The sequence below is a fragment of the Streptomyces sp. W16 genome, from assembly GCF_033194735.1.
Lineage (GTDB): Bacteria > Actinomycetota > Actinomycetes > Streptomycetales > Streptomycetaceae > Streptomyces.
Window position 1 is genome coordinate 1 of sequence record NZ_JAWOAI010000051.1, and the last position, 21,413, is coordinate 21,413.

Sequence of the window (21,413 nt, forward strand, 5' to 3'; positions counted from 1 at the left end):
AGCCCGCAGCCCGCAGCCCGCAGCCCGCAGCCCCGAGCGCCGCCCGCCCAAGCCCCCGCCACTCCAACAGCACCCACCCACGGCCCGCCCCCTCACCCAGCAAGGCCCCCAATGCAAATCGCCATCGTCCTCTTCGACCGCTTCACCGCCCTGGACGCCGTTGGCCCCTACGAGACCCTCGGCCGCCTCCCCGACGCGGAGACCGTCTTCGTCGCCGAGGAGACCGGCCCCGTCCGCAACGACAGCGGAAACCTCGCGATCGTGGCCGACCGGACCCTGGCCGAGGTGCCGAGCCCCGACATCGTGGTCGTGCCGGGCGGCCCCGGCCAGACCCCGCAGATGGAGAACACCGCCCTCCTGGACTGGCTGCGCACGGCCGATGCCACCAGCACCTGGACGACCTCGGTGTGCACCGGTTCCCTGCTGCTGGCCGCCGCGGGGCTCCTGAACGGCCGGCGCGCGACCTCGCACTGGCTGGCCCTGGAGCAGTTGGAGCGGTTCGGCGTCGAGCCCACGGGGGAACGCGTGGTGACCGACGGCAAGTACGTCACCGCGGCCGGCGTCTCCTCCGGCATGGACATGGGCCTGACCCTGCTCGGCCGGATCGCGGGCGACGAGCACGCACAGGCCGTACAACTGGCGATCGAGTACGACCCGCAACCGCCCTACGACGCGGGCTCCCCGCAGAAGGCGCCCGCGCACCTGGTCGAGAAGATCCGCGGCAAGAGCCGCTTCATCCTCAAATAGTCCAGGTGAAGCGCGGCTCCCTGCGTTCCAGGAACGCGGCGACCCCCTCCGCGGTGTCGTCGCTGCCGCGCGCCTGCTCGGCCCAGTAACCGTCCCTGTCCGTACGCCCGTTGGCGAACTCCTTCGCCGCGGCCTGCGTCAACCGCGAGCGGGCGGTCAGCACCCGGGTGAACTCCGCGACCCGCTTGGTGAGTTCGCCCTCGGGCAGCAGCTCGTCGAGGAACCCGGTGCGCAGCGCCCGCTCCGCGTCGATCAACTCGCCCGAGAACAGCAGGTACTTGGCGGTCCCCGGACCCACCAGCGAGACCAACCGCCGGGTGGAGGACGCCGGATACACGATCCCGAGCTTCGCCGGAGTCACCCCGAACAGCGCCCCCTGCTCCGCGAACCGCAGATCGCAGGCCGCCGCCAACTGTGCGCCGCCGCCCACACAATGACCCCGGATCGCGGCCAGCGTCGGCTTCGGGAAGGTCGCGAGCGCCTCCTCCGCCAGCACGGCGAGCCCCTGCGCCTCACCCGGCGACTCCCGCAGCGTGGAGATGTCGGCACCGGCGCAGAACGTCCCGCCCTCGCCGGTCAGCACCAGCGCCCGGACGGCCGGATCGGCCGCCAGCGTGTCGAGCAGCGGCGGCAGCGCGCGCCACATCGCGGCCGTCATCGCGTTGCGCTTGCCGGGGTGGTGGACGACGACGGTGGCGACCGAGTCGGTGACATCGTGCAGCAGGCGGGGCTCCATGCGCCGGATGCTACGTACAACCGTAGGAGTTCGCGAAGTCGGCACCATCGGAACAGGAGCGGTCCGGAAAGCGGTTGTGCCGTACCCGAACGGTCGGAAGGCGCCCGATAACTGCTGACTTCTGTTCAGTCGTCCGGGGTGGCGCGGGTCGTTGCCAACACTCGTGGTGTGGTGACAATCGAGCGCAAGGGTGGCGACCGGACGATGGACGACCACGGGCGTGGGTCAGGCCCACGCCCAGAAGGGGGCGGGGACGATCCCCTGGCCCCCGCCCCGCCGGGTCCGCTGCCGTACGAGGGAGTCTGGCGGTTCACCGCCTCCGCCGTCGACGCCTCCGTCCCGCAGGCGCGACACGCCGTACGGGACCTGCTTTACCGTCAGGGCGTGCCCCTTACGGACGACCTGCTGCAGGGGCTGTTGCTGATCGTCTCCGAGCTGGTCACCAACGGGGTCAAGCACGCGGCGCTGCTGTCGCCGATACTCGCGGTGGAGGTCGCCGTCGGCGCCGAGTGGGTGCGGGTGTCCGTCGAGGACAACCACCCCTACCGCCCGACCGCCCTGGTGGCCGACCACGACGAGACCGGTGGCCGGGGACTGCTCCTGGTGCGCGAGGTGACCCGGGAGGCGGGCGGCGCCTGCGACGTCGAGCACACGGCGAGCGGCGGCAAGGTGATCTGGGCCGCGCTGCCGCTCACCTCCGCGCGCGTGCCGTAGGCCGGGCGGTCACCAGCCCGCGGACGGGCCCGTCAGCTCGCGGACCGCCGGACGGGCCGCGTCCAGCACCGTCATGAACCAGGACGAGAAGGTGTCCTTCGCGTGCCGCTCCGCCAGCTCGGCGGGGGTCACGAACGCGGTCGTGCCCACCTCCTCCGGGTCCGGCCGCAGCGGGGCCTGCACCATGCCGACGAAGAGGTGGTTGTACTCCTGCTCCACCAGGCCCGAGTCCGGGTCGGGGTGGTTGTAGCGCACCGTGCCCGCCTCGGCGAGCAGTGAGGGTGACACCCCCAGCTCCTCGTACGTCCGCCGGGCCGCCGCCGCGAAGGGCGCCTCGCCCGGGTAGGGGTGACCGCAGCAGGTGTTGGACCAGACACCGGGGGAGTGGTACTTGCCCAGCGCCCGCTGCTGGAGCAGCAGCCGGCCCTGCTCGTCGAAGAGGAAGACGGAGAAGGCGCGGTGCAGCCGCCCCGGCGGCTGGTGGGCGGAGAGCTTCTCCGCGGTGCCGATCGTCACGCCGTTCTCGTCGACCAGTTCGAGCAAGATCGCTTCAGCGGTGCCGTTCGACGAGCTGTGCGTCGCGGTGGCAGGTGTGATCGGCATACCCATCCTTCACATCGGTCTTCAAAGCCAAGTCTGCCGTACGAATCCGGCACTCCCGGCAGTTCATCGTGCCCGGCGCGGCGACGGCGGAACCGTCCGGGGGTGGGGCTGTGGGAGTGAGGACGCGGGCGCGCGCCGGATGGCTGCGTTCCGTCGAAGCCGGTCGAATTCTGTCGTTTCTGTCAGTGCGGAAGCCTCCACAGGAACCTCGCGGGCGGGAGCCGCCGGGGCCTCACGGGCGCCTCAGTGGCACAGCTTCGCCTCGTGCTCCGCGTGTCCGCCGGGCTCCAGCTGGAAGGTGCAGTGCTCCACGTCGAAGTGGTCGCCGAGGCAGCCCTGGAGTTCGTGCAGCATCTTCTCGTTGCCGATGGCGTTCAGCGCGTTCGAGTCGACGACCACGTGCGCGGAGAGCACCGGCATGCCCGAGGTGATCGTCCAGGCGTGCAGATCGTGGATGTCCTCGACGCCGTCCAGGGCCAGGATGTGGGCGCGCACCGCCCGCATGTCGACGTCCTTGGGCGCCGACTCCAACAGTACGTCGAGGGTCTCGCGCAGCAGCTTCAGCGTCCGCGGCACGATCATCAGGGCGATGGCGAGCGAGGCGACCGGGTCGGCCGCCTGCCATCCCGTGGTCAGGACCACCACGGCCGAGACGATCACCGCGAGGGAGCCCAGCGCGTCGGCGGCCACCTCCAGGAACGCGCCGCGCACGTTCAGGCTCTCCTTCTGGCCGCGCACCAGCAGCGTGAGGGAGATCATGTTCGCGACCAGGCCGATCAGACCGAACACGATGGTCAGCCCGCCCTCGGTGTCGGCGGGCGTGACGAACCGCTGGACCGCCTCGTACAGCACATAGCCGCCGACGCCGAGCAGCAGCAGACAGTTGGCGAGCGCGGCGAGGATCTCCGCGCGGGCGTAGCCGAAGGTGCGGTTGCCGCCCGCCGGGCGGTTGGCGAAGTGGATGGCGAGCAGCGCCATGCCCAGGCCCAGCGCGTCCGTCGCCATGTGGGCCGCGTCCGCGATGAGCGCGAGGGAGTCCGCGAGCAGCCCGCCGACCACCTCGACCACCAGCACGGTGAGCGTGATCCCCAGCGCGACCCGCAGCCTGCCCCGGTACGCCGCCGCGGCGGTACCGGTGACGGGAGCGCCGTGCGCATGCCCGTGGTCGTGCCCTGCCCCCATGAAACGCCGCCCTCCTGATGACTGCCCGGCATCACAGTGAACTACGGGTGGGGGGTATCGGGCAACGCGGCACTGAACACCGTTGTCATGTGCCCTGACCTGCGCAAACGGATCGCAGGTCAGTTCGGCGCGGAGCGCCTGCGGGAGGGTGCGGGAGGCAGGCCCGGCCGACGGCCGTTTCCGTGGACCGGAGTCGTGGACTCCGCGGAATGTCCGGCGATGCCCGCTCTGGCAGGTGCGGTTTGTCGGCCGGGGCCCGAATCCCTGATGATGATCTCGGCGGAGGCGCCTGCAGACCCTGTTGATCAGCCCATGAACGGCCGGTGAACACGGGCTTGAGAGCATCCGATAGCCTCTGCCGACATGCCGCCCGGGTGCCACCCAGAGGGCGCCACCACCATGCACATGACCGGCGCCCACGCGTCGGCACCAGGGAGTGAGTTCGGTTGTCGACCGCCATCCTCACCGGTCAGCCGGTCCCCGGATCGTCGATCGAGGACGACCTGCGCTCGCTCGGCTTCGACGTCCGGATCGCCGCTGACGCCACCGAGGCGGAAACGCTCCTGGCGGCCGTTCCCGGCGACCGGCGCGTCGCCGTCGTGGACGCCCGCTTCGTCGGCCACCGGCACGCGCTGCGCCTCGGCCTCACGGACCTCCGCTTCCCGCTCGCCGCGGTACCGGGTGCCGTCACCGCGCAGCCGGCCGGCCGCCAGGCACTGACCCGCGCGGTCGCCCGCGAGAACTCGGCGAGCACCGGCACGACCCTCCTCGACAACCTCGCCGACCGCATCGTCACCGCCCTCGACGCCGACGGCTCAGGCGTGCACCGCCCCGAGCTGGGCAGCCTCGTCGCCACGGTCCCCGCCGACGCGCAGGCCGGCAGCGAGGCACGGCAGGCCGTCGCCGCCGTCGACGACGAGGCCGTACGCCTGAAGTCGGCCGTGAAGTCCCGAGACGGCTTCTTCACCACCCACTTCATCAGCCCGTACTCCCGCTACATCGCCCGCTGGTGCGCCCGCCGCGGCCTCACCCCGAACCAGGTCACCACCGCCTCCCTGCTCACCGCGCTGATCGCGGCGGGCAGCGCGGCCACCGGCACCCGCGCCGGGTTCGTCGCGGCCGGCGTGCTGCTCCTCCTCTCCTTCGTCCTCGACTGCGTCGACGGACAGATCGCCCGCTACGCCCTGCAGTACTCGACGCTCGGCGCCTGGCTCGACGCCACCTTCGACCGCGCCAAGGAGTACGCCTACTACGCCGGCCTCGCGCTGGGCGCGGCCCGCGGCGGCGACGACGTATGGGCGCTCGCGCTCGGCGCGATGATCCTGCAGACCTGCCGCCACGTCGTGGACTTCTCGTTCAACGAGGCCAACCACGACGCCACCGCCAACACCAGCCCCACCGCCGCCCTCTCCGACAAGCTCGACAGCGTCGGCTGGACGGTCTGGGTGCGCCGGATGATAGTGCTGCCCATCGGCGAACGATGGGCGATGATCGCCGTCCTCACGGCAGTGACGACCCCCCGGATCACCTTCTACGTCCTCCTCGTCGGCTGCGCCTTCGCGGCGACGTACACGACGGCGGGCCGGGTGCTGCGCTCGCTGACCCGCAAGGCGACGCGGACGGACCGGGCGGCGCGGGCGCTGGCGGACCTGGCGGACAGCGGGCCGCTGGCTCAGGGGCTGACGCGCATCGCGCGGCGGGTGTCCCTGCGCGCACCGGTCCACACCGCGCTGGTCGGTACAGCGGTCGTTCTCCTGGCGGCCTGGTTCGGCGGATACGGAAGCTGGGTGCCGGTCCTGGGTGCCGTGTTCTACGTACTCCAGTCCCCGCTCGCCGTCGCCCGCCCCCTCAAGGGCGCCCTCGACTGGCTGATCCCCCCGCTCTTCCGGGCGGCCGAATACTGCACCGTCCTGATCCTCGCGGCTGAAGCGGAGGTAAACGGAGCACTTCCAGCGGCTTTCGGACTGGTGGCCGCCGTCGCCTACCATCACTACGACACGGTGTACCGCATCCGCGGCAACGCCGGGGCGTCCCCGGCCTGGCTGGTGCGCGTCATAGGGGGGCACGAAGGGCGGACGCTGCTCGTCACCGTTCTCGCCGCCGTGCTCACCGCGTCGCAGTTCACGGTCGCGCTCACGGTGCTCGCCGTGGCCGTGGCCCTGCTGGTGCTCTTCGAGAGCATCCGCTTCTGGGTGTCCGCAGGGGCGCCCGCCGTACACGATGAAGGAGAACCCGCATGATCGGCCTCGTGCTGGCGGCCGGCGCCGGACGGCGTCTGCGCCCCTACACCGACAGCCTTCCCAAGGCTCTGGTGCCGGTGGGCTCCGCGGGCATAGAGGGCGAACCCACGGTCCTGGACCTCACCCTCGGCAACTTCGCCGAGATCGGTCTGACCGAGGTCGCGATCATCGTCGGCTACCGCAAGGAAGCCGTGTACGAGCGCAAGGCGGCCCTGGAGCAGAAGTACGGCCTCAAGCTCACCCTCATCGACAACGACAAGGCCGAGGAGTGGAACAACGCCTACTCCCTGTGGTGCGGACGTGACGCCCTCAAGGACGGCGTGATCCTCGCCAACGGCGACACCGTCCACCCGGTCTCCGTCGAGCACACGCTGCTCGCGGCCCGCGGCGAGGGCAAGAAGATCATCCTCGCGCTGGACACCGTCAAGTCCCTTGCGGACGAGGAGATGAAGGTCGTCGTCGACCCGGCCAAGGGCATGACGAAGATCACCAAGCTGATGGACCCCGCCGAGGCGACCGGCGAGTACATCGGCGTCACCCTCATCGAGGGCGACGCCATGTCCGAGCTGGCCGACGCGCTCAAGACGGTGTGGGAGACCGACCCGCAGCAGTTCTACGAGCACGGTTACCAGGAGCTCGTGAACCGCGGCTTCCGGATCGACGTGGCCCCGATCGGCGACGTCAAGTGGGTCGAGATCGACAACCACGACGATCTGGCCAAGGGGCGTGAGATCGCGTGCCTGTACTGACCCGGCTGATTCCCTCACCCGTCGTCGTGGACATCCGCCCGGGTGCCCTCGACGACCTGGCCGGTGTCCTCGCCGACGAGCGGATCTCGCATTCCGGCAAGCTCGCGATCGCCGTCAGCGGCGGCTCCGGTGCCCGGCTGCGCGCGCGCCTCGAACCGAGCCTGCCCGGCGCCACCTGGTACGAGGTCGGCGGTGGCACCCTCGACGACGCGATCCAACTGGCCGGCGACATGAAGGCCGGTCACTACGACGCGGTCGTGGGCCTCGGCGGCGGCAAGATCATCGACTGCGCCAAGTTCGCCGCGGCACGCATCGGCCTGCCACTGGTCGCCGTACCGACGAACCTCGCGCACGACGGCCTGTGCTCGCCCGTCGCCACCCTCGACAACGACGCGGGCCGCGGCTCCTACGGCGTGCCGAACCCGATCGCGGTCGTCATCGACCTGGACGTCATCCGTGAGGCACCGGCGCGCTTCGTGCGGGCCGGTATCGGTGACGCGATCTCCAACATCAACTCGATCGCGGACTGGGAACTGTCCAACCGCGTCACCGGCGAGAAGATCGACGGCCTCGCCGCCGCCATGGCCCGGCAGGCCGGCGAGGCGGTGCTCCGGCACCCCGGCGGCATAGGGGACAGCGGCTTCCTCCAGGTGCTCGCCGAGGCCCTGGTCCTCACCGGGATCGCGATGTCGATCTCGGGCGACTCACGTCCCGCCTCGGGTTCCTGCCACGAGATCAACCACGCCTTCGACCTGCTCTTCCCCAAACGCGCTGCCGCCCACGGCGAACAGTGCGGACTGGGCGCGGCCTTCGCGATGTACCTCCGCGGAGCCCACGAGGAATCGGTGTACACGGCCGAGGTGCTGCGCCGGCACGGACTGCCGGTGCTGCCCGAGGAGATCGGCTTCACGGTGGACGAGTTCGTCCGCGCCGTGGAGTTCGCTCCTCAGACCCGCCCCGGCCGCTACACGATCCTCGAACACCTCGACCTGAAAACCGACCAGATCAAGGACATCTACGCCGACTATGTCAAGGCCATCGGTAGCTGAACTCCGTCCCGTCGTCCACCCCGCAGGGGTGAAGGACCGGCGCAGCGGTGAGCACTGGATGGGACGCCTCTACATGCGTGAGGTGTCCCTGCGGGTGGACCGCTACCTGGTGAACACCAGGGTTTCGCCCAACCAGCTCACGTACCTGATGACCGTCTTCGGCGTGCTCGCCGCGCCGGCGCTGCTGGTGCCGGGGATCACGGGCGCCGTGCTCGGCGTGGTGTGCGTCCAGATGTATCTGCTGCTGGACTGCGTCGACGGCGAGATCGCCCGCTGGCGCAAGCAGTACTCCCTTGCCGGGGTCTACCTCGACCGGGTCGGCGCCTATCTCACCGACGCGGCGGTCCTCGTCGGCTTCGGGCTGCGCGCCGCCGACCTGTGGGGCAGCGGCCGTATCGACTGGCTGTGGGCCTTCCTCGGGACGCTGGCCGCGCTCGGCGCGATCCTGATCAAGGCCGAGACCGACCTGGTCGGCGTCGCCCGCCACCAGACCGGCAAGGCACCGGTCCAGGAGTCCGCGGCCGAGATGCGGTCCTCCGGGATGGCGCTGGCCCGCCGGGCCGCCGCCGCCTTCAAGTTCCACCGGCTGATCCTCGGCATCGAGGCGTCCCTGCTGATCCTGGTCCTCGCGATCGTGGACCAGATGCGCGGCGACCTGTTCTACTCGCGGCTCGGTGTCGCCGTACTGGCCGGCATCGCGCTGCTCCAGACGCTGCTGCACCTGGTGTCGATCCTCGCGTCGAGCAGGCTGAAGTGAGCGGCATGAAGGTCGGCGCGGTGATCATCACCATGGGCAACCGGCCCGACGAACTACGGGCGTTGCTCGACTCGGTCGCCAAGCAGGACGGCGACCGGGTCGAGGCGGTCGTCGTCGGCAACGGCTCGCCCGTCCCGGACGTCCCCGAGGGCGTACGGACCGTGGAACTGCCCGAGAACCTGGGCATCCCCGGTGGCCGCAACATCGGCCTGGACGCCTTCGGGCCCGGTGGTCGCGATGTCGACATAGTGATGTTCCTCGACGACGACGGGCTGCTCGCCCAGCACGACACCGCCGAACTGTGCCGGCAGGCCTTCGCCGCCGACCCCCGGCTCGGCATCATCAGCTTCCGCATCGCCGACCCGGACACCGGCGTCACCCAGCGCCGCCACGTCCCCAGACTGCGCGCCTCCGACCCGATGCGCTCCTCCCGGGTCACCACCTTCCTCGGCGGCGCCAACGCCGTCCGTACGAAGGTCTTCGCCGAGGTCGGCGGACTTCCGGACGAGTTCTTCTACGCCCATGAGGAGACCGACCTGGCCTGGCGGGCCCTGGACGCCGGCTGGATGATCGACTACCGGTCCGACATGGTCCTGTACCACCCGACGACGGCGCCTTCCCGGCACGCGGTCTACCACCGCATGGTCGCCCGCAACCGGGTCTGGCTGGCCCGCCGCAACCTCCCCGCCCCCCTCGTCCCCGTCTACCTAGGGGTATGGCTGCTGCTCACCCTCCTGCGCCGACCCTCGCGCCCGGCCCTGCAGGCCTGGTTCGGCGGGTTCAAGGAGGGCTGGACCACTCCGTGCGGACCGCGCAGGCCCATGAAGTGGCGTACGGTGTGGCGGCTGACCCGACTGGGTCGACCCCCCGTGATCTGACAGGCTCGACAGTGCGTGACCGCGGGCTCGGCGCGCGGACGCCCCTCGAACTTGTCCGGCGGCGGATACGTGTCGCGTCCTGTAGCACAATTCCGTAAGACGAACGCAAGACGATCGTAAGACGCATCCGAACATGAAGGCTTCCACCCTTGAGTGAGACAACGCATGACGGCGGAGTCGCGGTGAGCCCGCGCCCGTCGCCCGACGAAGGCCTCACGGCGCCGCAACTCGCCGCCAAGTACGGGCTGACCGTGAGCGGCGCCCGCCCCGGACTCGTCGACTACGTCCGCCAGCTCTGGGGACGTCGTCACTTCATCCTGGCCTTCTCCCAGGCGAAGCTGACGGCCCAGTACAGCCAGGCGAAGCTGGGCCAGCTCTGGCAGGTGGCCACTCCGCTGCTGAACGCGGCCGTCTACTTCTTCATCTTCGGCGTCATCCTGAAGGCCAGCCGGGGCATGTCGCGGGACGTGTACATCCCGTTCCTGGTCACGGGCGTGTTCGTGTTCACCTTCACGCAGAGCTCGATCATGGCGGGCGTCCGCGCGATCTCCGGCAACCTCGGCCTGGTGCGCGCGCTGCACTTCCCGCGCGCCTCGCTGCCGATCTCCTTCGCGCTGCAGCAGCTCCAGCAGCTGCTGTTCTCGATGATCGTGCTGTTCATCATCGTCGTCGGCTTCGGCAGCTACCCGAGCCTGTCGTGGCTGCTGATCGTCCCGGTCCTGCTGCTGCAGTTCCTCTTCAACACCGGGCTCGCGCTGATCGTGGCGCGGATGGGCGCCAAGACGCCCGACCTCGCCCAGCTGATGCCGTTCATCCTGCGCACCTGGATGTACACGTCCGGCGTCATGTTCTCCATCAGCAAGATGATGGAGGGCCGCTCCGAGGTGTTCGTCCGCCTGCTGCAGGTGAACCCGGCCGCCATCTACATGGACCTGATGCGCTTCGCGCTCATCGACGGCTACGGCGCGTCGAACCTGCCGCCGCACGTCTGGGCCATCGCCACCTTCTGGGCCGTGATCCTGTTCGTGGGCGGCTTCGTGTACTTCTGGAAGGCGGAGGAGAGGTACGGCCGTGGCTGAGCAGACCCCTGAGCAGACCCCGAGGGACCAGGTCCCCACCGTCATCGCGGACGAGCTGCACATCGTCTACCGCGTCCACGGCGCCAAGACCGGCAAGGGCAGCGCCACCTCCGCCCTCAGCCGCATAGTCAAGCGCGGCGAGGAGCGCGGGGTGCGCAAGGTGCACGCCGTCAAGGGCGTCTCCTTCGTCGCCTACCGGGGCGAGGCCGTCGGCCTGATCGGCTCGAACGGCTCCGGCAAGTCGACACTGCTGCGCGCCATCGCCGGCCTGCTCCCGGCCGAGAGCGGCAGGGTCTACACCAACGGCCAGCCCTCGCTGCTGGGCGTGAACGCGGCCCTGATGAACGACCTCACCGGCGAGCGGAACGTCATCCTCGGCGGGCTCGCCATGGGTATGACCCGCGAGCAGGTCAGGGAGCGCTACCAGGAGATCGTCGACTTCTCCGGGATCAACGAGAAGGGCGATTTCATCACCCTTCCCATGCGCACCTACTCCTCCGGAATGGCGGCCCGGCTGCGCTTCTCCATCGCGGCGGCGAAGGACCACGACGTCCTGATGATCGACGAGGCGCTGGCCACCGGCGACCGCAAGTTCCAGGTCCGCTCGGAGGGGCGCATCCGTGAACTGCGCAAGTCCGCGGGCACGGTGTTTCTCGTCAGTCACAACAACAAGTCGATCCGCGACACCTGTGACCGGGTGCTGTGGCTGGAACGCGGCGAACTCCGGATGGACGGCCCGACCGATGAGGTCATCAAGGAGTACGAGAAGTTCACGGGCAAGTAGTCCACTCGCATACGGGCGCAAAGGCCCAGAACGCTTCACAGAGCCCCGCCGGAACTGCTCCGGCGGGGCTCCGCGTCTGCAAAGGAAACGTCAACTCGGCCCGGCCCAAGGAATCTTGACGCCAATCGGTGTGTTGTTGTGATGTGCAGGACACCCCGAGGAAGCTCGCTGCGTTGTACAACGTAAGCTGTACCGGTGCCGAATAGCGGCAAGTGGGGCGATAATGCGCGACACCCTAATGCGGGTCACCGTGCGGACGACTGAGCGGCGTGTCCGAAATAGTCTGTATTGGGTCGGCAGTGTAGAACGGGAGATGTGACGGCAATGGCTACGGAAACTCCCCAGCTCACCGAAGCACGCGCCGTCCCCGCCCCTGGCAGCGAGTGGTGACGGGAAGCGGCACCGCCGCCACCGGTGATCCGGAGCGCGGCACACTCGACAAGGCCGCGGGCGAGAACTTCCCCGTGGCGCCTTTCTTCCTGCCCAAGGCATGGCGCACCGACCTCATGGCGGTGTACGGATTCGCCCGCCTCGTCGACGACATCGGTGACGGCGACCTGGCCCCCGGCGGCGCCGACGCCAGGCTGCTCGGCGTGTCGCCTGCGGACGCCGAGGACCGCCTGCTCCTCCTCGACGCCTTCGAGGCCGATCTGCACCGGGTCTTCGACGGCACCCCGCACCACCCCCTGCTGCGCCGCCTCCAGCCGACCGTCCGCCGGTGCGCGCTCACCCCGGAGCCCTTCCTCGGACTGATCGCGGCGAACCGCCAGGACCAGCTCGTCACGCGTTACGAGACCTACGACGATCTCCTCGCCTACTGCGAACTGTCCGCCAACCCCGTCGGCCGCCTCGTCCTCGGTGTCACCGGCACCGAGACCCCCGAGCGGGTCCGGCTCTCCGACGCGATCTGCACCGCACTGCAGATCGTCGAACACCTGCAGGACGTGGCCGAGGACCTCGGCCGCGACCGCATCTACCTGCCCGCCCAGGACATGAAGCGCTTTCACGTCCAGGAAGCGGATCTCGCCACGCCCTCCGCGGGCGCATCGGTGCGCGCACTGGTTGCATACGAAGCAGAACGCGCTCGCGATCTCCTGAATGAAGGCGCCCCCCTGGTGGGTAGCGTCCACGGCAGATTGAAGCTGCTGCTCGCGGGGTTCGTGGCGGGGGGACGGGCGGCGATCCGAGCGATCGTCGCCGCCGAATACGACGTACTTCCCGGCCCGCCCAAACCCGGCAAGATCCAGTTGCTGCGTGAGGTGGGCGTGACTCTGCGAGGAGAGGGGTGATCCGCAGCGTGGAGTCTGCACCGCACATGTCCGCACCGGTACTCGCCGCCTACAGCTACTGCGAGGCCGTCACCGGACAGCAGGCACGTAACTTCGCGTACGGCATCAGACTGCTGCCGACGCCCAAGCGCCGCGCGATGTCGGCGCTGTACGCGTTCTCACGGCGTGTCGACGACATCGGCGACGGCACGCTGGCGACCGAGGTGAAGTCGGCGCGGCTGGAGGACACCCGGGCGCTGCTGACCCGGGTTCGCGAAGGCAAGGTCGAGGAGGACGACACCGACCCGGTCGCGGTCGCCCTCGCGCACGCGGCCGAGGCCTTCCCGATCCCGCTCGGCGGCCTGGACGAGCTCATCGACGGCGTCCTGATGGACGTCCAGGGCGAGACCTACGAGACCTGGGACGACCTGAAGGTCTACTGCCGCTGTGTCGCGGGCGCGATCGGGCGGCTCTCGCTCGGTGTGTTCGGCACGGAGGCGGGGGCGCGCGGCTCCGAACGTGCCTCGGAGTACGCCGACACGCTGGGGCTCGCGCTCCAGCTCACCAACATCCTGAGAGACGTCCGCGAGGACGCCGAGGGCGGCCGTACCTATCTGCCCGCCGACGACCTCGCGAAATTCGGCTGCTCGGCCGGGTTCAACGGGCCGACGCCGCCGGAGGGCTCCGACTTCGCGGGTCTCGTGCACTTCGAGGTGCGCCGGGCCCGCACCCTTTTCGCCGAGGGCTACCGGCTGCTCCCCATGCTCGACCGCCGCAGTGGCGCCTGTGTCGCCGCCATGGCCGGCATCTACCGCCGCCTCCTCGACCGCATCGAGCGCGAGCCGGAGGCCGTACTGCGCGGCCGGGTCTCGCTGCCCGGCCGCGAGAAGGCCTACGTGGCCGTGCGCGGCCTGTCAGGTCTGGACACCCGTCACGTCACGCGAAGGACCCTCAGGAGGCGCGCCTGATGGACAAAGTGGGCCAAGGTGATGTCGCCGGAGAAATGCGGCACGCAACCCTCCGGTGCGAAGCGGCGTCCCTGACTGCAACGACCCGCCACGGCGGGTACGCAGGGGGGAGTGCACGATGAGCGACGGGACGCGGTCCGAAGGGCTGCCCTCGGACAAACCGACGGGACAGGCCGCACGGCATGCCGTCGTGGTCGGCGGCGGCCTCGCCGGTATCACCACCGCGCTCGCACTCGCCGACGCCGGAGTCCGCGTCACCCTCCTCGAAGGCCGGCCGCGCCTGGGCGGGCTCGCCTTCTCCTTCCAGCGCGGCGAACTCACCGTGGACAACGGACAGCATGTGTATCTGCGCTGCTGCACCGCCTACCGCTGGTTCCTCGACCGCATCGAGGGCGCGGCGCTGGCTCCGCTGCAGGATCGTCTCGACGTGCCCGTACTCGACGTGAACCGCCCCGAGGGACGCAGGCTCGGCAGACTCCGGCGCGACGCGCTGCCCGTGCCTCTGCATCTCGGGCGCAGCCTCGCCACCTACCCGCATCTCTCGTTCGCCGAGCGCGCCAAAGTCGGACGTGCCGCACTCGCCCTCAAAGGGCTCGACCTCACCGACCCCGCGCTGGACGCCCAGAACTTCGGCAGCTGGCTGACCGCGCACGGTCAGTCGGCGCGTGCCGTCGAGGCACTGTGGGACCTGGTGGGGGTCGCCACCCTCAACGCGGTAGCGGGCGATTCCTCGCTGGCGCTGGCCGCGATGGTGTTCAAGACCGGTCTGCTCTCCGACCCGGGCGCGGCCGACATCGGCTGGGCCCATGTCCCGCTGGGTGAACTGCACGACCGGCTGGCCCGCAAGGCGCTCGACTCCGCGGGCGTGCGCACCGAAGTCCGTACACGCGTCACCTCCATCTCTACTGACGAAAACGGGCGTTGGAGCGTTCAGGTTCCCGGCGAGACCCTCGAAGCTGACGCCGTCGTCCTCGCCGTACCCCAGCGCGAAGCCCACGATCTGCTGCCCGACGGTGCCCTCGACGCCCCTGAGCGGCTGCTTTCCATCGACACCGCGCCGATCCTCAACATCCACGTCGTCTACGACCGCAAGGTGCTCGCCCGGCCCTTCTTCGCGGCGCTGGGTACCCCGGTCCAGTGGGTGTTCGACCGGACCGACGCGTCCGGGCTGAAGGACGGCCAGTACCTGGCGCTGTCCCAGTCCGCCGCGCACGACGAGATCGACGAGACCGTCGCCGTACTGCGCGAGCGCTACCTTCCCGAGCTGGAGCGGCTGCTGCCCGGTGTGCGCGGTGCCGAGGTGAAGGACTTCTTCGTGACCAGGGAGCGCACGGCGACGTTCGCTCCCGCCCCCGGCGTCGGACGGCTGCGGCCCGGCGCCCGCACCAAGGCCCCCGGCCTGTACCTGGCCGGAGCGTGGACCGCCACAGGGTGGCCCGCGACCATGGAAAGTGCGGTCCGCAGTGGGGTGAGCGCGGCGGACGCCGCACTCGCTGCCCTGGGCCGGCCCCGCCCCCATCGGCTCTTCGAGTTCGAGGAGGCGGCGTGATGCTCGATGAGCATGCGGCAGGCCCCCGCACCCCCGGTACCGCGACAAGAGGAGAGACTGTGCCCACTGTGCCCCCGGCCGAGACGGCCGCTGCGAGGACCGCGGTGGACGTGTCCGCGCTCCTGGAGCGCGGCCGGACCCTTGCCACACCGGTACTGCGGGCCGCCGTGGACCGCCTGGCACCGCCCATGGACACCGTCTCCGCCTACCACTTCGGCTGGATCGACGCCGAGGGCAACCCGGCCGCCGGCGACGGCGGCAAGGCCGTACGCCCCGCGCTCGCCGTGCTCTCCGCCGAGGTCACCGGTGCCGCGCCCGAGGTCGGCATCCCGGGTGCCGTCGCCGTCGAACTGGTCCACAACTTCTCGCTGCTGCACGACGACCTGATGGACGGCGACGAGCAGCGCCGGCACCGCGACACCGTGTGGAAGGTGCACGGCCCCGCGCAGGCCATCCTGGTCGGCGACGCCCTGTTCGCGCTCGCCAACGAGGTCCTGCTGGAGCTCGGCACCGTCGAGGCCGGCCGGGCCACCCGCCGCCTCACCACCGCGACCCGCGCCCTCATCGACGGCCAGGCGCAGGACATCTCCTACGAGCACCGCGACCGCGTCAGCGTCGAGGAGTGCCTGGAGATGGAGGGCAACAAGACGGGGGCGCTGCTCGCCTGTGCCTCCTCGATCGGGGCCGTGCTCGGCGGTGCGGACGACCGCACCGCCGACGTCCTGGAGAAGTACGGCCACCACCTGGGCCTGGCCTTCCAGGCCGTTGACGACCTCCTCGGCATCTGGGGCGACCCGGAGGCCACCGGGAAGCAGACCTGGAGCGATCTGCGCCAGCGCAAGAAGTCCCTGCCCGTGGTGGCGGCGCTCGCGGCGGGCGGACCCGCCTCCGAGCGACTCGGCGAGATCCTCGCCGCCGACGCCAAGAGCAGCGACTTCGAGAACTTCTCCGAGAAGGAGTTCGCGGACCGCGCCGCGCTCATCGAGGAGGCCGGCGGTCGCGAGTGGACCGCCGAAGAGGCACGCCGTCAGCACACCATCGCCATCGAGGCCCTCGACGCCATCGACATGCCCGACCGGGTTCGGGCGCAGTTCACGGCGCTCGCCGACTTCGTCGTCGTACGAAAGAGATGATCACTATCGGTCGAATAGCCCTCGCGTAGTCGCCGACCGGTGCTGCGGAGATACCAGTACCGGCCGACGGCGGACCCACAGCAGAGACATGCCACTGCACGAAGGGGAAGCCATGACAGCGACGACCGACGGAAGCACCGGGGCCATGCAGCCCCGTGTTGCCGCGGCCAGCGAAACCGACATCAACACCCCCGTGGCGGCCGGGGTGCACGACGCCGCCGCACACGCCGTGCAACGCGCCACCGACTTCCTGCTCTCCCAGCAGGACCCCCAGGGCTGGTGGAAGGGCGACCTCGACACGAACGTCACGATGGACGCCGAGGATCTGTTGCTCCGTCAGTTCCTGGGCATCCGCGACGAGTCGACGACCCAGGCCGCCGCACTCTTCATCCGCGGCGAGCAGCGCGAGGACGGCACCTGGGCCAGCTTCTACGGCGGCCCGGGCGAACTCTCCACCACCATCGAGGCGTACGTCGCCCTCCGCCTGGCCGGTGACGCGCCGGACGCCCCGCACATGGCGAAGGCGTCCGCATGGGTCCGCGAGCGGGGCGGCATCGCCGCGGCCCGCGTCTTCACCCGGATCTGGCTCGCCCTGTTCGGCTGGTGGAAGTGGGACGACCTGCCCGAACTCCCGCCGGAACTCATCTACTTCCCCACCTGGGTCCCCCTCAACATCTACGACTTCGGATGCTGGGCCCGGCAGACCATCGTGCCGCTCACGGTCGTCTCCGCGAAGCGGCCGGTACGGCCCGCGCCCTTCCCGCTCGACGAACTCCACACCGACGCGAACAACCCGAACCCGGTCAAGTCCCTCGCCCCGGTGGCGAGTTGGGACGGCGCCTTCCAGCGGCTCGACAAGGCGCTGCACCTCTACCGCAAGGTGGCTCCGCGCAAGCTGCGCGGGGCGGCCATGAAATCGGCCGCGCGCTGGATCATCGAGCGGCAGGAGAACGACGGCTGCTGGGGCGGCATCCAGCCGCCGGCCGTGTACTCGGTGATCGCCCTGCACCTGCTGGGCTACGACCTCGAACACCCCGTGATGCGCGCGGGGTTGGAGTCGCTGGACCGGTTCGCGATCTGGCGCGAGGACGGGGCCCGGATGATCGAGGCCTGCCAGTCCCCGGTGTGGGACACCTGCCTCGCGACCATCGCCCTTGCAGACGCGGGCGTGCCCGCCGACCACCCCCAACTGGTCAAGGCCGCCGACTGGATGCTCGGGGAGGAGATCGTCCGCCCCGGCGACTGGGCGGTCAAGCGGCCCCAACTGCCGCCCGGCGGCTGGGCGTTCGAGTTCCACAACGACAACTACCCCGACATCGACGACACCGCCGAGGTCGTGCTCGCGCTGCGCCGGGTCAGACATCACGACCCGGAACGCCTCGACCGGGCCGTCGGACGCGGAGTCCGCTGGAACCTCGGAATGCAGTCGAAGAACGGCGGTTGGGGCGCCTTCGACGTCGACAACACCAGCCCCTTCCCCAACCGGCTGCCGTTCTGCGACTTCGGCGAGGTCATCGACCCGCCGTCGGCGGACGTCACCGCGCACGTCGTCGAGATGCTCGCGATCGAGGGTCTGGCCCATGACCCGCGCACCCGGCGCGGCATCGAGTGGCTGCTCGCCGAACAGGAGCCGGACGGCTCGTGGTTCGGGCGCTGGGGCGTCAACTACGTCTACGGCACCGGGTCCGTGGTGCCCGCCCTCGCCGCGGCCGGGATCCCCGGTTCGCACCCGGCGATCCGGCGCGCGGTGACCTGGCTGGAGACCGTGCAGAACGACGACGGCGGCTGGGGCGAGGACCTGCGCTCCTACAAATACGCCAAGGAGTGGAGCGGCCGGGGCGCCTCGACCGCCTCGCAGACGGCCTGGGCGCTGATGGCCCTGCTGGCGGCGGGGGAGCACGACTCCAAGGCTGTAGAACGCGGTATCGAATGGCTCGCGACGACCCAGCGGGAGGACGGGTCCTGGGACGAGCCCTACTTCACCGGCACAGGCTTCCCGTGGGACTTCTCCATCAACTACCACCTCTACCGACAGGTGTTCCCGCTCACCGCGCTCGGGCGCTTCGTGCACGGAGAACCGTTCAGCCAGACCGTCTCCCCGGCTGTTTCCCAGACCAAGGGGGGCTGATGAGCACCCGGCCCGCCGGACCGCCGCTGCTGATCGCCTGCGCGCTCGGCATCGAGCACCTCGCCCTGCGCACCGGCGACCACTCCGGCGCCGGCGGGCAGGTCACCGTCCTGCGGACGGGCATGGGGCCCCAGGCGGCCGAGGAGGCCGTCACGAGGCGCCTTACCGACCCGGCGCTGTCCGAGGCCGCCGTACTGGCCACGGGCTTCTGCGCCGGACTCGCCCCCGGGATGCACCCCGGCGATCTGGTGGTCGCCGAGGAGACCCGGGACCCGCGCGGAACCGTTCCGTGCGTCGCCACCGAGCTGCTCGTCAAGGAAATCGTGCGGGCCCTGCCCGGACGCACCGTCCACACCGGCCCCCTCACCGGCTCCGATCACGTCGTCCGCGGTCAGGAACGGTCGGATCTGCTCGCGACCGGCGCGATCGCGGTCGACATGGAGTCGGCGGCCACGCTGCTGAGCGCCGTGCGCACGGGCGCGCGCCCGGTTGCGGCCGTACGGGTGGTCGTGGACGCTCCTGAACATGAACTCGTCCGGATCGGCACGGTGCGCGGTGGAATATCGGCTTTCCGCGTTCTTCGTTCCGTTCTTCCCGCTTTTTTCGAATGGCACCGTTCTTTGCTGCTCCCTCGGAGGTGAGCCAGATGGCCATGCCGCTGCGCCAGACAATCAAGGTCGCTACATACTTGGCTGAACAGAAGCTCCGCAAGCGGGACAAGTTCCCCCTGATCGTGGAGCTGGAACCGCTCTTCGCGTGCAACCTGAAGTGCGAGGGCTGCGGCAAGATCCAGCACCCGGCGGGCGTGCTCAAGCAGCGCATGCCGGTGGCGCAGGCCGTCGGTGCGGTGCTTGAATCCGGTGCGCCGATGGTGTCCATCGCGGGCGGCGAGCCCCTGATGCACCCTCAGATCGACGAGATCGTGCGGCAGTTGGTGGCGAAGAAGAAGTACGTCTTCCTCTGCACCAACGCCATGCTGCTGCGCAAGAAGCTCGACAAGTTCAAGCCCTCGCCGTACTTCGCCTTCGCGGTGCACATCGACGGGCTGCGGGAGCGGCACGACGAGTCCGTCGCGAAGGAGGGTGTGTTCGACGAGGCGGTGGAGGCGATGAAGGAGGCCAAGAAGCGCGGCTTCCGGGTCACCACCAACTCGACCTTCTTCAACACCGACACCCCGCAGACCATCATCGAGGTCCTGAACTTCCTCAACGACGAGATCAAGGTCGACGAGATGATGATCTCGCCCGCCTACGCCTACGAGAAGGCGCCCGACCAGGAGCACTTCCTGGGCGTCGCGCAGACCCACGAGCTGTTCAAGAAGGCCTTCGCGGGCGGCAACCGCAGGAAGTGGCGGCTCAACCACTCCCCGCTCTTCCTGGACTTCCTGGAGGGCAAGGTCGACTTCCCGTGCACGGCCTGGGCGATCCCGAACTACTCGCTCTTCGGCTGGCAGCGCCCCTGCTACCTGATGAGCGACGGGTACGTCCCGACGTACCGGGAGCTGATCGAGGACACCGACTGGGACAAGTACGGCCGCGGCAAGGACCCGCGCTGCGCCAACTGCATGGCGCACTGCGGCTACGAACCCACCGCCGTCCTCGCCACCATGGGCTCCCTCAAGGAGTCCCTGCGGGCCATGCGCGAGACCGTCGCCGGAAACCGCGACTGACGTCATGACCGCAGTAGCCCTGGGCGTCCCCGAGATGCCGGTCCGGCCGATCGCCGAGCGACGTGTGTCGCGACGCATCCAGGTCGGGCCGGTGGCGGTCGGGGGCGGGGCCCCCGTCTCGGTCCAGTCGATGACCACGACCCGTACGTCGGACATCGGCGCCACCCTCCAGCAGATCGCCGAACTCACCGCGTCCGGCTGCCAGATCGTCCGCGTCGCCTGCCCCACGCAGGACGACGCGGACGCGCTGGCGACCATCGCCCGCAAGTCCCAGATCCCGGTGATCGCGGACATCCACTTCCAGCCCAAGTACGTGTTCGCCGCAATCGAGGCCGGGTGCGCGGCAGTTCGCGTCAATCCCGGCAACATCAAGCAGTTCGACGACAAGGTCAAGGAGATCGCGCGGGCCGCCAAGGACCACGGCACGCCGATTCGGATCGGGGTCAACGCCGGTTCCCTGGACCGGCGTCTGCTCCAGAAGTACGGCAAGGCGACGCCCGAGGCGCTCGTCGAGTCGGCCCTGTGGGAGGCGTCCCTCTTCGAGGAGCACGGCTTCGGCGACATCAAGATCTCGGTGAAGCACAACGACCCCGTGGTGATGGTCAACGCCTACCGGCTGCTGGCCGCGCAGAGCGACTATCCACTGCACCTCGGGGTCACCGAGGCAGGGCCCGCCTTCCAGGGCACCATCAAGTCGGCGGTCGCCTTCGGGGCGCTGCTCAGCGAGGGCATCGGCGACACGATCCGGGTGTCGCTGTCCGCCCCGCCGGTGGAGGAGGTCAAGGTCGGCCTCCAGATCCTGGAGTCGCTGAACCTCAAGCCCCGCCGGCTGGAGATCGTGTCGTGCCCGTCCTGCGGGCGCGCACAGGTGGACGTCTACAAGCTCGCCGACGAGGTCACGGCCGGGCTTGAGGGCATGGAGGTGCCGCTGCGCGTCGCGGTCATGGGCTGCGTCGTCAACGGACCCGGTGAAGCGCGGGAGGCCGACCTCGGGGTCGCCTCCGGCAACGGCAAGGGTCAGATCTTCGTCAAGGGCGAGGTCATCAAGACCGTGCCCGAGTCGAAGATCGTGGAGACCCTCATCGAGGAGGCGATGAAGATCGCCGAACAGATGGAGCAGGACGGCGTCGCGGCGGGGGAGCCGGCCGTCACCGTGAGCTGAACAGCACGGACCGAAGGG

General features: G+C 70.0%; 21 protein-coding genes. 18 read left to right on the top strand and 3 right to left on the bottom strand.

The window, feature by feature from the left end:
* Positions 1–111 precede the first annotated feature (111 nt).
* The gene (locus tag R6V09_RS09690; RefSeq protein ID WP_317880944.1) at positions 112–747 is read left to right on the top strand and encodes a DJ-1/PfpI family protein; all 636 of its coding nucleotides are present in this window, start codon (positions 112–114) and stop codon (positions 745–747) included.
* Here R6V09_RS09690 and R6V09_RS09695 read toward each other — a convergent pair.
* A complete protein-coding gene (locus tag R6V09_RS09695) occupies positions 740–1,483 on the bottom strand; it encodes an enoyl-CoA hydratase/isomerase family protein (RefSeq protein ID WP_317880945.1) in 744 nt (247 codons plus the stop codon). The two genes, R6V09_RS09690 and R6V09_RS09695, sit on opposite strands and share 8 nt — an antisense overlap.
* A gap of 204 nt (positions 1,484–1,687) precedes the next feature.
* On the opposite strand from R6V09_RS09695, the gene R6V09_RS09700 reads away from it, so the two are divergent.
* Complete coding sequence (locus R6V09_RS09700; protein ID WP_317880970.1) at positions 1,688–2,197, top strand: ATP-binding protein; 510 nt, start codon at positions 1,688–1,690, stop codon at positions 2,195–2,197.
* A 9-nt stretch (positions 2,198–2,206) separates the two neighbouring features.
* Here the strand turns inward: R6V09_RS09700 and idi are convergent, their stop codons facing one another.
* Complete coding sequence (idi, locus tag R6V09_RS09705; protein ID WP_317880946.1) at positions 2,207–2,800, bottom strand: isopentenyl-diphosphate Delta-isomerase; 594 nt, start codon at positions 2,798–2,800, stop codon at positions 2,207–2,209.
* 243 nt (positions 2,801–3,043) lie between these two features.
* Positions 3,044–3,982, bottom strand: a complete 939-nt coding sequence (locus tag R6V09_RS09710) for a cation diffusion facilitator family transporter (protein WP_317880947.1) — start codon at positions 3,980–3,982, stop codon at positions 3,044–3,046.
* Between the two features lie 446 nt (positions 3,983–4,428).
* Between R6V09_RS09710 and R6V09_RS09715 the strand changes: the two genes are divergently transcribed.
* The 16 genes from R6V09_RS09715 to ispG all read left to right on the top strand — a co-directional run bounded on the left by R6V09_RS09715 (position 4,429) and on the right by ispG (position 21,395).
* A complete protein-coding gene (locus R6V09_RS09715; protein ID WP_317880948.1) occupies positions 4,429–6,222 on the top strand; it encodes a DUF5941 domain-containing protein in 1,794 nt (597 codons plus the stop codon).
* A complete protein-coding gene (locus R6V09_RS09720; RefSeq protein ID WP_317880949.1) occupies positions 6,219–6,971 on the top strand; it encodes a phosphocholine cytidylyltransferase family protein in 753 nt (250 codons plus the stop codon). Before R6V09_RS09715 ends, R6V09_RS09720 begins: the two co-directional genes overlap by 4 nt.
* Positions 6,959–8,020 carry an iron-containing alcohol dehydrogenase family protein gene (locus tag R6V09_RS09725; protein ID WP_317880950.1) on the top strand — a complete coding sequence of 354 codons (1,062 nt, stop codon included), beginning with the start codon at positions 6,959–6,961 and terminating at the stop codon, positions 8,018–8,020. The genes R6V09_RS09720 and R6V09_RS09725 overlap by 13 nt, the downstream gene beginning before the upstream one ends.
* Positions 7,998–8,777 (top strand): CDP-alcohol phosphatidyltransferase family protein, encoded by a 780-nt coding sequence (locus R6V09_RS09730; RefSeq protein WP_317880951.1) that lies wholly within the window; start codon positions 7,998–8,000, stop codon positions 8,775–8,777. The genes R6V09_RS09725 and R6V09_RS09730 overlap by 23 nt, the downstream gene beginning before the upstream one ends.
* A gap of 5 nt (positions 8,778–8,782) precedes the next feature.
* On the top strand, positions 8,783–9,655 hold the full coding sequence (locus R6V09_RS09735; protein ID WP_317880971.1) for a glycosyltransferase family 2 protein: 873 nt from the start codon (positions 8,783–8,785) through the stop codon (positions 9,653–9,655).
* A gap of 149 nt (positions 9,656–9,804) precedes the next feature.
* Positions 9,805–10,734 carry an ABC transporter permease gene (locus R6V09_RS09740; protein ID WP_317880952.1) on the top strand — a complete coding sequence of 310 codons (930 nt, stop codon included), beginning with the start codon at positions 9,805–9,807 and terminating at the stop codon, positions 10,732–10,734.
* Complete coding sequence (locus tag R6V09_RS09745) at positions 10,727–11,518, top strand: ABC transporter ATP-binding protein (protein ID WP_317880953.1); 792 nt, start codon at positions 10,727–10,729, stop codon at positions 11,516–11,518. The genes R6V09_RS09740 and R6V09_RS09745 overlap by 8 nt, the downstream gene beginning before the upstream one ends.
* 386 nt (positions 11,519–11,904) lie before the next feature.
* A complete protein-coding gene (hpnC, locus tag R6V09_RS09750; protein WP_317880954.1) occupies positions 11,905–12,807 on the top strand; it encodes a squalene synthase HpnC in 903 nt (300 codons plus the stop codon).
* Positions 12,804–13,754: a presqualene diphosphate synthase HpnD gene (hpnD, locus tag R6V09_RS09755; protein ID WP_317880955.1), complete on the top strand. Its 951-nt coding sequence runs from the start codon at positions 12,804–12,806 to the stop codon at positions 13,752–13,754. The genes hpnC and hpnD overlap by 4 nt, the downstream gene beginning before the upstream one ends.
* The gene (locus tag R6V09_RS54570) at positions 13,754–13,876 is read left to right on the top strand and encodes a DUF6380 family protein (protein WP_442810004.1); all 123 of its coding nucleotides are present in this window, start codon (positions 13,754–13,756) and stop codon (positions 13,874–13,876) included. The genes hpnD and R6V09_RS54570 overlap by 1 nt, the downstream gene beginning before the upstream one ends.
* The gene (hpnE, locus tag R6V09_RS09760) at positions 13,873–15,303 is read left to right on the top strand and encodes a hydroxysqualene dehydroxylase HpnE (protein ID WP_317880956.1); all 1,431 of its coding nucleotides are present in this window, start codon (positions 13,873–13,875) and stop codon (positions 15,301–15,303) included. Before R6V09_RS54570 ends, hpnE begins: the two co-directional genes overlap by 4 nt.
* Complete coding sequence (locus R6V09_RS09765) at positions 15,303–16,436, top strand: polyprenyl synthetase family protein (RefSeq protein WP_317880957.1); 1,134 nt, start codon at positions 15,303–15,305, stop codon at positions 16,434–16,436. The genes hpnE and R6V09_RS09765 overlap by 1 nt, the downstream gene beginning before the upstream one ends.
* A gap of 112 nt (positions 16,437–16,548) precedes the next feature.
* Positions 16,549–18,564, top strand: a complete 2,016-nt coding sequence (gene shc, locus R6V09_RS09770; RefSeq protein WP_317880958.1) for a squalene--hopene cyclase — start codon at positions 16,549–16,551, stop codon at positions 18,562–18,564.
* Complete coding sequence (locus tag R6V09_RS09775; RefSeq protein ID WP_317880959.1) at positions 18,564–19,205, top strand: phosphorylase family protein; 642 nt, start codon at positions 18,564–18,566, stop codon at positions 19,203–19,205. Before shc ends, R6V09_RS09775 begins: the two co-directional genes overlap by 1 nt.
* 5 nt (positions 19,206–19,210) lie before the next feature.
* A complete protein-coding gene (gene hpnH, locus R6V09_RS09780) occupies positions 19,211–20,233 on the top strand; it encodes an adenosyl-hopene transferase HpnH (RefSeq protein WP_317880960.1) in 1,023 nt (340 codons plus the stop codon).
* Between the two features lie 4 nt (positions 20,234–20,237).
* Positions 20,238–21,395: a flavodoxin-dependent (E)-4-hydroxy-3-methylbut-2-enyl-diphosphate synthase gene (gene ispG / locus R6V09_RS09785; protein ID WP_317880961.1), complete on the top strand. Its 1,158-nt coding sequence runs from the start codon at positions 20,238–20,240 to the stop codon at positions 21,393–21,395.
* Positions 21,396–21,413: the final 18 nt, after the last annotated feature.

Bases quoted from the DNA above. Each gene is read 5' to 3' on its own strand.
- hpnH (WP_317880960.1), top strand. From the start codon at position 19,211: ATGGCCATGCCGCTGCGCCAGACAATCAAGGTCGCTACATACTTGGCT.
- R6V09_RS09710 (WP_317880947.1), bottom strand. From the start codon at position 3,982: ATGGGGGCAGGGCACGACCACGGGCATGCGCACGGCGCTCCCGTCACC.
- R6V09_RS09720 (WP_317880949.1), top strand. From the start codon at position 6,219: ATGATCGGCCTCGTGCTGGCGGCCGGCGCCGGACGGCGTCTGCGCCCC.
- R6V09_RS09775 (WP_317880959.1), top strand. From the start codon at position 18,564: ATGAGCACCCGGCCCGCCGGACCGCCGCTGCTGATCGCCTGCGCGCTC.
- R6V09_RS09730 (WP_317880951.1), top strand. From the start codon at position 7,998: ATGTCAAGGCCATCGGTAGCTGAACTCCGTCCCGTCGTCCACCCCGCA.
- idi (WP_317880946.1), bottom strand. From the start codon at position 2,800: ATGCCGATCACACCTGCCACCGCGACGCACAGCTCGTCGAACGGCACC.
- R6V09_RS09690 (WP_317880944.1), top strand. From the start codon at position 112: ATGCAAATCGCCATCGTCCTCTTCGACCGCTTCACCGCCCTGGACGCC.
- R6V09_RS09695 (WP_317880945.1), bottom strand. From the start codon at position 1,483: ATGGAGCCCCGCCTGCTGCACGATGTCACCGACTCGGTCGCCACCGTC.
- hpnE (WP_317880956.1), top strand. From the start codon at position 13,873: ATGAGCGACGGGACGCGGTCCGAAGGGCTGCCCTCGGACAAACCGACG.
- R6V09_RS54570 (WP_442810004.1), top strand. From the start codon at position 13,754: ATGGACAAAGTGGGCCAAGGTGATGTCGCCGGAGAAATGCGGCACGCA.
- ispG (WP_317880961.1), top strand. From the start codon at position 20,238: ATGACCGCAGTAGCCCTGGGCGTCCCCGAGATGCCGGTCCGGCCGATC.
- R6V09_RS09700 (WP_317880970.1), top strand. From the start codon at position 1,688: ATGGACGACCACGGGCGTGGGTCAGGCCCACGCCCAGAAGGGGGCGGG.
- shc (WP_317880958.1), top strand. From the start codon at position 16,549: ATGACAGCGACGACCGACGGAAGCACCGGGGCCATGCAGCCCCGTGTT.
- R6V09_RS09765 (WP_317880957.1), top strand. From the start codon at position 15,303: ATGCTCGATGAGCATGCGGCAGGCCCCCGCACCCCCGGTACCGCGACA.
- R6V09_RS09735 (WP_317880971.1), top strand. From the start codon at position 8,783: ATGAAGGTCGGCGCGGTGATCATCACCATGGGCAACCGGCCCGACGAA.